The sequence below is a fragment of the Bacillus sp. AFS040349 genome, assembly GCF_002577655.1.
Classification (GTDB): domain Bacteria; phylum Bacillota; class Bacilli; order Bacillales; family Bacillaceae; genus Metabacillus.
The window spans coordinates 23,707-37,401 of the sequence record NZ_NUMC01000066.1; the positions used below are offsets into that span (position 1 = coordinate 23,707).

The 13,695-nt window shown below is 35.4% G+C and carries 6 protein-coding genes; 3 read left to right on the forward strand and 3 right to left on the reverse strand.

Going from position 1 to position 13,695, the window contains the following annotated elements; translation table 11 throughout:
- Positions 1 to 79: 79 nt before the first annotated feature.
- Positions 80 to 3,349 (forward strand): efflux RND transporter permease subunit, encoded by a 3,270-nt coding sequence (locus COD11_RS15175; RefSeq protein WP_098797746.1) that lies wholly within the window; start codon positions 80 to 82, stop codon positions 3,347 to 3,349.
- Between the two features lie 42 nt (positions 3,350 to 3,391).
- Here the strand turns inward: COD11_RS15175 and COD11_RS15180 are convergent, their stop codons facing one another.
- On the reverse strand, positions 3,392 to 5,218 hold the full coding sequence (locus COD11_RS15180; RefSeq protein WP_098797747.1) for a DNA ligase D: 1,827 nt from the start codon (positions 5,216 to 5,218) through the stop codon (positions 3,392 to 3,394).
- Between the two features lie 61 nt (positions 5,219 to 5,279).
- Between COD11_RS15180 and COD11_RS15185 the strand changes: the two genes are divergently transcribed.
- Both COD11_RS15185 and pulA read left to right on the forward strand, forming a co-directional pair.
- Positions 5,280 to 5,825 carry a D-glycero-alpha-D-manno-heptose-1,7-bisphosphate 7-phosphatase gene (locus COD11_RS15185; RefSeq protein ID WP_483296296.1) on the forward strand — a complete coding sequence of 182 codons (546 nt, stop codon included), beginning with the start codon at positions 5,280 to 5,282 and terminating at the stop codon, positions 5,823 to 5,825.
- A 195-nt stretch (positions 5,826 to 6,020) separates the two neighbouring features.
- Positions 6,021 to 11,657: a type I pullulanase gene (gene pulA / locus COD11_RS15190; RefSeq protein WP_098797748.1), complete on the forward strand. Its 5,637-nt coding sequence runs from the start codon at positions 6,021 to 6,023 to the stop codon at positions 11,655 to 11,657.
- A 166-nt stretch (positions 11,658 to 11,823) separates the two neighbouring features.
- Here pulA and ku read toward each other — a convergent pair whose 3' ends face one another.
- Both ku and COD11_RS15200 read right to left on the reverse strand, forming a co-directional pair.
- Positions 11,824 to 12,729: a non-homologous end joining protein Ku gene (ku, locus tag COD11_RS15195; protein ID WP_098797749.1), complete on the reverse strand. Its 906-nt coding sequence runs from the start codon at positions 12,727 to 12,729 to the stop codon at positions 11,824 to 11,826.
- Between the two features lie 117 nt (positions 12,730 to 12,846).
- The gene (locus COD11_RS15200; protein WP_098797750.1) at positions 12,847 to 13,626 is read right to left on the reverse strand and encodes an undecaprenyl-diphosphate phosphatase; all 780 of its coding nucleotides are present in this window, start codon (positions 13,624 to 13,626) and stop codon (positions 12,847 to 12,849) included.
- Positions 13,627 to 13,695 lie beyond the last annotated feature (69 nt).

Here is a 13,695-nt window from a genome sequence, read left to right on the forward strand (position 1 = left end):
CTTGAAATAGCAATTGTAAGAATTTATATTGAGTTAGATATTACATAATAAATCTTACTTTTATAGAGAGGGGTAAAGAATGAAAATAAGTTCTTTTTCAATAAGAAGACCTGTGTTTACTATCGTGACAATGATCCTTGTTTTAATACTTGGTGCTGTTTCTGTTATAAATATTCCATTGAAGCTGATACCGGAAATCAATCCTCCAATTGGTGTAGTCGTGACCAATTATCAAGGTGCTGGGCCTAATGAGGTGGTTGAAAAGGTATCAAAACCATTAGAAGAGGCACTTTCAACAGTTCAAGGAGTGGACACAATCACCTCCACCTCACAGGAGAATGCAAGTTTAGTTATTATGCAATTTTCTTGGACAACACATATTGATGATGTTCAGGATGAAATTAAGGCGAAAATGGGGGATGCACTGCTTCCTGATGATGCTGGTGATCCACGTTTCTTAAAGTTCGATCCATCACAGTTTCCAATTATTCAACTTTCGTTAACATCAAGTGAAAACGCTGATCAGCTACAAGAGCTTGCAAAACAATTAGAGCAGGAATTAACCAAAACAGTAGGTGTAGCAAGTGTAAACCTCTCAGGTGTAACTACAGATGAGGTTAGTGTTGTCATTAATCAAGAAAAGTTAGAAGAATATGCAGTTAGTCAATCAGAAATTGTGGATGTTATTAGAGCAAACTCAGTAACAACACCTGGAGATCCCGTTGTCACAGAAGGCAAACAGCTAACAACCAGGGTGATTAGCAGTATTGATTCTGTTGATGTATTAAAAGGTCTCGTTGTAAAAAAGAACCCAGCAAATGGAGATAATATAACAATAAAAGATGTGGCAGCTGTTGCTATTACACCACAAAAATCAAATACCATTACCCGTGCAAATCAAGAATCTTCTTTATTAGTAAGTGTACTGCAACAATCGGATGCCAATACTGCTGCTGTTTCAGATGCTTTTCAAGAAAAACTAGATGACATGCTATCAGAGGAAGAGTATGAATCTATTGAAGCGGATATTATTTTTGACCAAGGAGATTATGTTGACCAGGCTATCGGTAACATGGTCAATACTCTAGTAATCGGTGGACTTCTTGCCATGCTGATTTTATTTATCTTCCTTAAAAGTGTTAAAAGTCCTTTAATCATTGGGATAGCCATTCCATATTCCGTTATTGTGACGTTTGTGTTAATGTACTTTTCAAATTTCACCCTAAATATTATGACCTTAGGTGGTTTAGCACTAGGAATTGGTATGCTTGTTGATAATGCCATTGTTGTAATAGAAAATATCTATCGACACTTATCTATGGGAAAGAGCCCGAAAGAAGCAGCTTATCAAGGGGCAAAAGAGATGGGACCTGCCATCATTGCATCTACGCTAACAACGGTTGCTGTGTTTTTACCTGTTGTCTTTATAACGGGAATCATTGGAGATCTTTTTACAGAATTTGCGTTAACAATTGCTTTTAGCCTATTTGCTTCACTATTTGTTGCGTTAACAATTGTTCCAATGCTCGCAAGTCAATTATTAAAAAAACCCCGCGAAAACATAGAGAAGGTTCGAAGAGAGTCTTCATTTATGCACTCATTAGATGGAACAATAAGATGGGCACTCCGAAATCGTGCACTAGTTTTGATTTTAACGTTAATGGTTTTTGCTGGAAGTTTATATGGGTTCACAAGGGTAGGAGCAGTCTTTCTTCCAAATACTGATGAAGGTTTTTTTACAATTGATGTTGAACTCGAAAACGGTACTGCTTTATCGGCAACAAGTGAAGTTGTTGACTCGATAGAAAAAGAGCTAGAAGAAGAGGAAAATGTTGAATTATTTGTAAGTTTAATTGGCTCTACACAGGAAGAATCCTTTAGAGGATCTGGAAGTACTAACATAGCCGAAATCTATGTGAAATTAAAAGAATTACAAAGTAGGGATATATCTACATTTGATTTTATTGATGATATAAAGAAGTCAATAGAGCAAGCGGCGAATCAGGTAAATAATACAGCTGAGCTTTCTTTTAACACCCAATCTTCAACAGGTTCAACACCTAATACTTTGAGTTTTCACGTTAAAGATACAAATGAGACTCGTTTAAAAGAATCTATTGCTAAAATAGATGAAGCGTTACTCGATATTGAAGAGGTAGCTGAGTTAAGCAATGATCTAACTGAAACTGTTGAAGAAATACAGATTAAGGTGAATCGTGAAGAAGCACTTGAAAATGGATTAACTCCTGCTCAGATTGGTATGGTTGTTAATGATGTAACAAGAGGAACAGACACAATTCAAATGACGAATCAAGAAAACAACGAGATTTATACAGTGAATGTGCGATATGAAGATTCTGTTCGTGAAAATATTGATGCATTAAAACAATTGCTTATTAAAAAGCCAGATAATAGCTTTGTAAATTTAGGTGATGTGACAACCATTGAAGTTGGAGAAGGCCCGGTTTCTATTCAGAGAATCGATAAACAACTAGCTGTACAATATACATTACGGTACGAGAATACGACAAATTTAGGTGATATTTCAAAAGTTGTTGATGAAGAAATAGAAGAGCTTGATCTGCCGGAAGAAACGGAAATTGAATTTGGCGGTGATCGAGAACTTTTAGAATCTTCAATGGACGATATGATATTGGCTTTTGTTCTTGCAATCGTTTTTATCTACATTGTCATGGCTGCACAATTTGAATCTTTCAAATATCCATTTGTTATTATGTTTACCGTCCCATTAATGTTAATTGGAGTTGCAATTGCGTTAGTAGCCTCAAACTCTCCAATTAGTTTAACAGTTGTTATTGGTCTTATTGTATTAGCTGGTATTGTGGTTAACAATGCAATTGTCATTGTTGATTACATTAACCAGAAAAAAGCAGAAGGATTTAAAACTTATGACGCACTTGTGGAATCTGTAAAAGTAAGAATACGCCCTATTTTAATGACTGCACTCACGACCATTCTTGGACTTGTTCCACTAGCTCTTGGTCTAGGTGAAGGAACCGAAATTAACAGACCGATGGGAATAACAGTAATAGGTGGACTTATCTCAAGTACTTTCCTAACATTGTTTATTATTCCTATTGTGTATAGTTTATTTGATAGGGAAACTAGAAGGATGAATAAAAAATATGTAACTCCAGACGGTCAGTTGATTCCAGCTTATTTACTTGAAGATAAACTAATTCAGGAAGATGGACAGGAAGAAATCGAAAGCAGCTCACAAGATAATAAAGAGCAACTTCCGGCCCCACCAAACCCTTCTAAATTTGAAAAAGAAGATATGGTGAATATGCTCGAACAAATCATTGATATTGTGAAAGATAAAAAATAAGGACAAGTGGGGCGTAGATCCCATTTGTCTTTTTTTTGTATCTCAACCGATTTGATCGATTAATGAGCGTAACATATCATCTTGTGGAGATTCTCCATATTTTTCAAACGGACAGCCTGAGTTTTTCACTCTGTTTAATACATGTTCTATTGTAAATTGTTCAACAGAAAGTTGTGGAGTAATTTCCTCCCAATATAGAGGGGCAGCGATATATGCACCTTCTTTTTTACCTCGAAGAGAATATGGAGCAATAATTGTTTTACCCTCGGCGTGTTGAATATAATCCACATACAACCGGTTTCCACGATTTTTCTTCATCCGTTCAATAGTAAAATCATCAGGAAAACTTGTTACCAAAAATTCAGCAATAAAACCTGTGAACTTTCTTGTTTCTTCATAAGTTAGAGAATTTTTGGAAATAGGTATATGGATTTGTAATCCTTTATTACCTGATAATTTTGGAAAGGTTTTTAACTGAAATTTGTCAAAAATCTTTTTCATTTCTAATGAAGCTTTAATAGCTAAGTGAAAGTATCCTTTAGAAGGAGGATCTAGATCAAATACGATTTCAGTTGGGTTACTAGTATCGATTGTTTGAAATGGTATATGATATTCAAATGCTAATTGATTCCCCAACCAAATTAATGTTGATAAATTATTACAAACTATATAATCAATATCCTCATGTTTTTTTGTTTGTATAAAGTCAGGTGCATAGTCAGGGCAATTTTTTTGATAAAAGGCTTCACCGAACATTCCATGTGGAAAACGGATGACAGTTAACAGTCGATTTTGTAAGAATGGCAGCATATATTGAGAAATTTGATATAAATAACTTAAAAATGTCTCCTTTTTTAAGTCAACCGTTTCCCATAAAGGTTTGTCTGGATGTGTGATTGAAATTTCTTGATGAATAGGTGCAGTTTTAAGTAAAAGCATGTCCCATGTACAATCTTCCACATGATAATCAAATCGAAATGTAAAAAAAGACGGTTCTCTTAGCTGATCTTTATATAGGGATAAAAACTGTAATTCAACCACAATTGCTGGTTTAATCTCAATAAAATTAGCTGTTTCCGAATGTTTGTTTTCTCGGATAATTTGCAGAAGTGCATCGCGTTCTTGACTGGAAATTCCATGAGAAAACACTCCTACTTGTATAATGTTATTTTTTGAATAAACCCCAACATGAAAGTAACCATTTTCTTTATCATAACCAGTAATAAAAAAACAGGCTCTTTTATAATTCTTAATTTTTAGCCACTGCTTCGTGCGAACGCCTGCTTCCCATTTTCCTTTTTGCTGCTTCGCAATAATGCCTTCTCCATCTTCTAACTTCATCTCTTTCCATAAGGTTGAATAATCGGTTGTACAGGGAACATACTGTAAAAGATTAGAAGTTTTAGTATCAACAGTAGTACCGAGGTTTAACGCCTTAAAAAGATTTTTCAACTCAGACTTTCTTTCCTTCAAAGTATATGATTGTAATGAATTACCCTTTAATTCAAGTAAATCAAAGGCAAGAATTCGACAAGGATGTTTCTCTGATTCATGAAGTATTTTTTCCTTGTTTTTTAACCTGCCTCTAATTTGAAGCAATTCAAAGTTTGAAAAATGGGGAGTTTCAAGATAAACAAGTTCTCCATCCAATGTAATTGGTAAAAATGGCTTGAAGGCTTTATGTAGTTTTTCAACTTCTTTTATAATTTCTGGGAAGTTGTCATTTAGTGATTTTTCATTTCTACTCGTTAACTCAATGGAGGTGTTTGTAATAGTTAATATCGAGCGAAATCCATCATATTTCGTTTCGTAAATCCAATCTGAACCAGTTGGAATATCTGCGTGTAATGTAGGAAGCATTGGTTTCATGATTTTCCCCCTAAAAATTGATAATCGTAAGTATCTAATTCTTAATATGGACAGATATAGCATGAAACATGAAAGGAGAGAGGTATTTTTGAACAAAGCTGTATTTTTGGATCGAGATGGTGTAATCAATGAGGTGTTAACCAAACGGGTAAAGTTTGTTAATAAACCAGATCAAATGTATTTGCTTGAAGGTGTTGGTGAAGGAATAAAAATGTTAAACGATGCAAACTTTTTAGTCTTTGTTGTAACAAACCAAGGTGGAGTTGGATTGGGGTATATGAAGGAAGAGATGTTAAAAAGGGTACATGAAAAAATGAAGAAAGATATTAATGAGTACGGTGGAAAAATTGATGATATTATTTATTGCCCTCATAAACCACATGCTGGCTGTGCTTGTCGCAAGCCGGAACCTGAGATGCTCCATACACTTGCGAACAAACATCAAGTTTCTTTAAAAGAAAGTTACATGATTGGTGATCGTGATGTTGATATTATGGCAGGGAAGCAAGCCGGAGCAAAGACAATTTTAATTGGAGATGAAGAAGGGTTAGCGGATAAACATTTTCCCTCTTTATATGAAGCCGCAGAATGGATTATTGCTCACTAAAAAGCGATCGGATGTGTTCCGGTTGCTTTTTAATAATCAGAATATTATTGCAACCTTTTTTACTACATGGTATTCTATTAACGTGAAAACGCTTGCAACAAAAGAGATTTCGGGAATATTGAAATCTCTATTATTTTTAATTTTTGTGCAAACGTTTCCGCAATTAACGACAAAAATTAGGGGAGGTAAAGAAATTTGAACGTAAAAGAAAGAAGATCATTAACTTATTTAGTTGTATTTGTTATGTTTTTACAGCTGTTTTCGGGTCTTTTTCCTTATGCAAACGCTAGCGCGGAGGTAATTAGTCCTGTCATTGAAGAAGATGGCAGTGTAACATTTCATTACAACCAGACAGACGAAACATCGGTATTTGTCATTGGTAATTTTAATGGATGGGATGTAACAACTGCAGTTGAAATGAAATTAGAAAATGGGGTATTTTCTGCTACTATTTCAGACCTGGAGCCAGGAGAATATGAGTATAAGTTTCTTTTTAATAATCGCAGCTGGGATAAAAACAGTACTGATCCACTTAATCCAAATACAGCGAACGGCAATTCAGCCTTTACAATTGAGTCATTAGAGCCTGTAAAGGTTCAATCAGCTCTAATGGACTCACTTAATGAGATTCTTGTTACAACAAATAAGAACTTTGGTGAGCAGAAATTTGTTTTAACAGATGTTGCTGAAAATAAGGTTATAGAAACAACTGTAACAAAAGTGGAAGATAAGAAAGTCAAATTGACTGTTACTGATGAATTAAGTGTAGATGTAAGAAAAGTTTATAAAGTATCATTAGGTGATTCTGAGGGTAAAAAGGTAGTAATGCGTAACATATTAAATGATGAGAGCTTTTTTTATGCCGGAAATGATTTAGGATATACGTATTCTCCTAGTAAAACAACTTTTAAACTTTGGGCACCAACTGCAACAAAAGTAAGTCTAGCAATCTATGAAGATGCAGGTACCTATGAAGGTCCTTTTGTTTTTGACCATACAGGCGGTACAGAAAAAATGATGACAAGAGCGAACAATGGTGTCTGGTCATTAACTGTTGATGAAGATTTGAAAAATAAATACTATATGTACAAACTCGATTTCGCTGACGGAACTTCGCATTATGCCGTTGATCCATACGCACGTTCTACTTCTGCTAATGGACAAAGAGCTGCGATTGTAGACTTAGACAGTACTGATCCAACGGGATTTGATCCTGCAGATAAACCTGCAGTAGTTTCTCCTGCTGATGCCATTATCTATGAACTCCATGTAAGAGATTTCTCAATCGATGAGCAATCAGGTATGGAGAATAAAGGGAAATACTTAGCTTTTACCGAGACAGGTACAACAGGTACTAACGGTGTAAAAACAGGTGTGGATTCTCTAAGAGAATTAGGTGTTAACTATGTTCACTTATTGCCAACTTATGACTTTGGATCAGTGAATGAATTAACTGTCAACGACCCAAATTCTTCGGATGTTAAGTTTAACTGGGGGTATGATCCAATTCACTTTAATGTACCAGAAGGCTCGTATTCTAGTGATCCTATGGACCCGACTAGTAGAATTAAAGAATACAAGAGAATGGTTCAATCCTTACATGATAATGGAATACGTGTTATAGCAGATGTTGTTTATAATCACACTTATATGAATGAATCAACACAGCTTGAAGGAAGCTCACCCTTTGATCTTATTGTGCCTGGTTATTATTATCGTACCGATGATGCTGGAAGTATTACAAATGGATCTGGTACAGGTAATGAAGTGGCCTCTGAACGACCAATGGTCCGTAAGTATATCAAGGATTCTGTGCAATATTGGGCAACTGAATTTGGAATTGATGGATTCCGATTTGATTTAATGGGACTCATCGATCAAAAAACAATGCAGGAATTAACGAAAGAACTACAAAACAAAGTGGATCCTAATATGTTAATTTATGGAGAGCCATGGACAGGTGGTTCAACTAGTCTTCCATCTTCTATGCAGCACGTTAAAGGTTCTCAAAAAGATCAAGGATATGCTGTTTTTAATGATAATATTCGTGGAGCTATTAAAGGTGACAGTGATGCAGCTGGAACAGGCTTTGCAACAGGTGCTTCTGGAAAAGAGGGAGACATTGTTGAAGGTGTAAAAGGGGCAATTGATCAGTTTACAAACAAACCACAAGAGAGCATCACATATGTAACTGCACATGATAACTTGAACCTATGGGATAAATTAATGAGAGTGGCTGGTACTGATACGGATCATGAGTCAGATCAATATGATCCTCATGCAGTTATTACAGAGGAAGATGCTTTAACGAATGAATGGGTAAAACGTAGTCTTTTAGCAAATGGAATTGTATTAACTTCACAAGGCATTCCATTTCTTCATGCTGGTGAAGAGATGCTTAGAAGTAAATATGGTGTTCATAATAGCTATAAAAGCCCTGACAGTATCAATAAGATTCGTTGGGAATTAAAGAACGACTATCAATCTGTTTTTAATTACTACAAAGGATTAATTGAACTACGTAAAAAACATGCTGCTTTTAAAATGGATTCGAAGGAAGAAGTGCAATCACATTTACAAGTACTAAAACAGAATGAAAATGTTGTGGCATATCAACTAAAAGATCACGCGAATAATGATACATGGAAAAATATCGTTGTCATTTATAATGCAAATAAAACGGCAAAAGAGGTAGTATTACCTGTAAACGGAAATTGGAATATTGTGGTTGACCATACATCAGCTGGTACTGAAACAATTCGTACGGTTAATTCAGGCAAAGTAACTGTTGAAGGTCTTTCCATGATGGTTCTTTATGATCAAAAAGAAGCAGAATACACACCTGTGCCGACAAGTATTGAAATAAACCCTGATGTTTTTGCTATTAATCCTGGTGAAACAAAAGGTGTTAGTGCATATGTGAAGGATCAAAACGGACGTGTAATGTTAGGTGAAGACTTAACGTGGACTTCTTCTAATGAAGCAGTTGCAAAAGTTAATAATGGTCGAGTTGTTGGTGTAACAGAAGGAACTGCCATTATTACCGTAAAAGCAGGAGAGATTCAAGCGAAAATTGAAGTAACGGTTGCAACACTTCTACCGGATACAATTTCAATTGTCGGGAATGACTCAGTATTTGCAACATATTCAACACAACTATCAGCTCATGTAAAGGACCAATTTAATCAAGATTTATTAGATTCAAAAGTAACATGGTCATCCTCTGACAAAACGATTGCAACTGTTGACAATAGCGGAAAGGTGACAGGAATCAAACCAGGTAATGTTGTTATTACAGTTACTTCAGGAGCTGCACAAGCAACTTTTGATATAAAGGTTAAGGAAAATGTTAAACGTTATGTGCGTATTAAGTATGTGAGACCTGACGGTGATTTCACTGGTGATTTTGGTGCTTGGAACTTGTGGGTTTGGAATACAGGTGTGAAAAACGACCAAATTGACTTTGAAACAATTGAAGGTGATACAGCTATAGCAAATGTTGAAATTGCACCTGAAACCGAGTCAATTGGCTTCTTAGTAAGAAAAGGAACAGATTGGAACACAGCTAAGGTTTCACCTGATAGTGATGACCACAACGTGACGATTAATCGTGATGATATGATAACAAAGGTAACCGTTGTGACAGGTGTTGCAGGTCAAACAGTTGTACCAACTGTGAAAGGTCCTGATTTACAAGATGGAGATGCTACGTTCTATTATAGAGATGAAGAACTTTTCCAAAATGATGAAATGCATACGATTGATGATGTGAGGGTAAAAGTTAATGGCCAAGAATATCAAATGGATTATAGTGAACAAAATGAGTATTTTATTTATAAATTAAAGGATTTAGAGGAAGGTTCATATGAATATTCCTTTTTAGTGACAACAGACGGTGAAACCAAAGAAGTAACCGATCCAAAGAACACGAAAAATGGCAAATCAATCATTACTTATACTCGTCCAGACTTAAACATTGAAACGAAGGTTTCTCCTTCTGAAATCACATATAATGAAAACACTGTTTTAAAAGTAAATGTAACATCTGAGGATCAAGTTAGCATAAAAGAAATTACGGCTGATTTGTCAGCATTGGGTGGAAAGAACAAGGTTGAAATTGATCCAACAATAGGTGCTGTTTCAATAGGTGCTAACGAGTCGGTGACAGCTGGAGAAAAGGAAATTGTCATCAGTGTAGTTGATGAGTTCGGAAACACTCACAAAAAAACAGTGATCGTAACGATCAAGCCAGAACAAGTTGTAGGAGATAAACTAGACTTTGATTGGGATGAGGCACGAATTTATTTTATGCTAACAGACCGTTTTAAAGATGGTGATCCATCTAATAACGGCGGAGTAGAATATGATCCAACACACTCAGAAGCATATCATGGTGGTGACTTCCAAGGGATCATTGATAAGCTAGACTATATTGAAGACCTTGGTATTAATACAATCTGGATATCACCAATTGTTGATAATATTGACTTCAATAAAGGATTAGATTTCAACACGACAGAAGGGCTTAAAGCAAAACAGTATGGTTACCACGGATACTGGGCAAAGGATTTTACAACGTTAGATGAGCATTTAGGTGATATGAAAACTTTCCAAAAACTTATCGAAAAAGCACATGATCGTGGAATAAAAATTATGCTAGATGTGGTTGTAAACCATGCAGGATATGGAATGGATGGGGAAGTATGGGAAACTTGGAAAGCAGATTCTGATCATCTTCCAACTGAAGAAGAATTAGCTGAATTTAGCGGTATGCTTCGAACAGTCGATGAAGATCCTACAGTACGTGGTGAACTAGATCATTTACCAGATTTTAAAACAGAAGATGCTGCAGTGCGCCAACAAATCATAGACTGGCAAACAGCTTGGCTTGAAAAAGCGAAAACGAGACGTGGAGATACAATTGACTTCTTCCGCATTGATACAGTTAAACATGTAGAAGATGCAACATGGCAAGCATTGAAAAATGATTTAACTTCTATTGATCCTGAATTTAAAATGATTGGAGAATATTGGGGAGCAAGTATCAATAATGACGGGGGATACTTAGGAACTGGTCAAATGGATTCACTATTAGATTTTGATTTTAAAGAAAAAGCAAAATCTTTTGTAGATGGTTCCATTGATAGTGTTGAAACATATTTACAAGATAGAAATAAACAACTTTCAAACACAGCAACATTAGGGCAATTTCTAAGCAGTCATGACCAGAATGGTTTCTTAACGGAATACGTGAATGGGGATGTTGGGAAGCTGAAGGTTGCATCCTCTCTACAAATTACATCGAAAGGTCAACCTGTTATTTACTATGGTGAAGAACTAGGACGATCTGGGAAATCGGATTGGGAAAAAGATACGGATGGAAATGTAGTGGCATTTGGTCAAAATAGAGGTGATATGCCATGGGAACTTTATGAAAATAAAGATCCTGAAGCAATGGCTCTACATGATCATTACTCTAAACTTCTTACTATTCGTAAAGATTTTTCAAAGGTCTTTTCAAAGGGTACAAGAGAAAAAGTTGCTGGTGGAGACTCTGATAAATACATTGTTTTCTCAAGAGAATATGATGATGATCGACTGTTAGTTGGCCTTAATACAACATCAGAAAAGAAAAAAGCAACTTTTAAAGTGGACTTTGCTCCAAAAACAAAGTTAACAGATCTTTACAGTGGTAAAAAATACAAAGTTAGTAAAAATCAAGAAATAACGATAGAACTACCTTCAAAAGATCAAGGTGGAACAGCCATTTTGGCAGAATTTACTCCAGGTAAATCAAATAAAAAACAAAAAGATCATAAGAAAAATAAATAAATGGCAAAATGTTGATTGATACTAAAGAAGTCTGATGAGATTTTCATCAGACTTTTTTCGATTAAGAACAAGAAGCTGTGAAGATAAAGTTCCTGCACTGGGGAGGATCTTTCTAGCTGAATTTAGTGACTAATGGAATCTTATAAAGACCCTTTTTTTAGAATATTTAAGCTTTTTTACGTACTGTTTTTGTTTTCTTTCCAGCTGTAGCTGCATTGGTTGTTGTTGCAGTAGATACAGCAAGATCGTCTCCTGCAGCTTTTGCTTGTTTTGCGGGTTTTGCTTTTGGTTGTGGTTTTTTCGTTTTTTCAATACTAGCCTGAAGGGCGCTCATTAAGTCGACTACATTTTGTCTAGGAGCTGCTTCTGCTGCAGGAGTTTTTCCTTCATTTTGATTTACCTTACGTTCAATTAGTTCTTGAAGCGCTAAACGGTAATCATCTTTGTATTTTTCAGGTTCAAATGTTGTTGTTAGTTGATCAATTAGCATGATGGCAGTTTCAAGCTCTTTTTCACCAACTTCAACTTGCTCGGGAACACTCGGTACTTCTTTTACATTTCTTACTTCATCAGGATAGTGAACAGTTTCCATAACAATGCAATTTTCATAAACTCGAACCATTGCTAGTTGCTGTTTTGAACGAATTGTAATCTCAGCAATCCCAATTTTTCCGGACTTTGTTAATGCTTCACGAAGAAGACCGTATGCTTTTCCACCGTTTTCTCCAGGGCCAATAAAGTATGAACGATTAAAATAAATAGGATCTATATCATCGATACTAACAAAGTCAATAATTTCAACTGTTTTGTCTTCATGCTCATCTTTCAATTCTTTTAATTCTTCCTCAGTTAGAACAACATATTTTCCCTTAACATATTCATATCCCTTTACAATTTCATCTGGAGTAACTTCTTCATCACAATTCGGACATGTTTTTTCATATTGAATTGGGGAGTGACATTTTTTATGAAGAGTTCTAAGTTTTATATCCTTGTCTTCAGTAGCTGCATAAAGCTTTATAGGAATATTAACGAGTCCGAAGCTAATTGAACCTTTCCACATTGTGTGCATCTACGATCCCTGCCTTCATCAAATGTTTATTTAGTACTTAGCTTCAGTTTTATACAGTGTTTTCATAAGTAGAAATAGCTACCAATTAAAAAAGAGCAGAAACAGTCCTGCTCAAAGTTAAAATGTCCCCATTTGTTGAAGTGCAATAATAACTACACCGAGAATCCAAACATACACAGCAAATAATTTTAATGACTTGTTCTTTACGAATGAAATCATAAACTTTACAGCAATATAGCCAAAGATAGCAGAAGCAAGCGTTGCGATAAACATGGATGTTAAACTTATTTGTGGGACATTTCCAGATACCATATCCTTTAATTGGTAAATAACTCCTCCACAAATGGCTGGAATAGACAGTAGGAAGGAAAAGTAAGCAGCTGCTTCTTTGTCCATTTTTCGCATTAGAGCTCCAACTATGGTCATTCCAGACCGAGATATGGCTGGGAAAATCGCAAATGCTTGAAAGCTACCAATAAAAAAAGAATCAAAAAGAGAAATGTCTTCTACTTTTTTTGCTCCATTTTTAATGGAATCAGCAAACCATAAGAAAGCACCTGTTACCAGAAATTCCCATCCAATTGTAACGCCTGATTTAGAAATGCTATCAAAATAGTCACTAAACAAGACACCAGCAATAACGGCAGGGATTGTTCCAATAACTAGAAGAGCAGTAATACGGCTAAAAGGATTTTTAATTAGTTTTAGTAAAATATCTTTATAAAAAACAACTAAAGCGATAAGTGTACCAAGATGGAGCATGGTGTCTAAAAATAAGCCCGCTTCTTCCAGTCCAAAGAAATTGCGGCCTAAATATAAATGCCCCGTGCTACTAATCGGAATAAATTCAGTTAAACCTTGGATAATTCCTAATATGATTGCTTGAAGCCAATCCATTTTTCATACCCCCCATTAAAACAATGCTTGTCTGTATACATGAATATGTGTAATATATAAGCTTGTAGA

Excerpts from the sequence above, each read along its gene's own strand:
- COD11_RS15175 (WP_098797746.1), top strand. The coding sequence starts at position 80 with ATGAAAATAAGTTCTTTTTCAATAAGAAGACCTGTGTTTACTATCGTG.
- COD11_RS15180 (WP_098797747.1), bottom strand. The coding sequence starts at position 5,218 with ATGAAACCAATGCTTCCTACATTACACGCAGATATTCCAACTGGTTCA.
- COD11_RS15185 (WP_483296296.1), top strand. The coding sequence starts at position 5,280 with ATGAAACATGAAAGGAGAGAGGTATTTTTGAACAAAGCTGTATTTTTG.
- ku (WP_098797749.1), bottom strand. The coding sequence starts at position 12,729 with ATGCACACAATGTGGAAAGGTTCAATTAGCTTCGGACTCGTTAATATT.
- COD11_RS15200 (WP_098797750.1), bottom strand. The coding sequence starts at position 13,626 with ATGGATTGGCTTCAAGCAATCATATTAGGAATTATCCAAGGTTTAACT.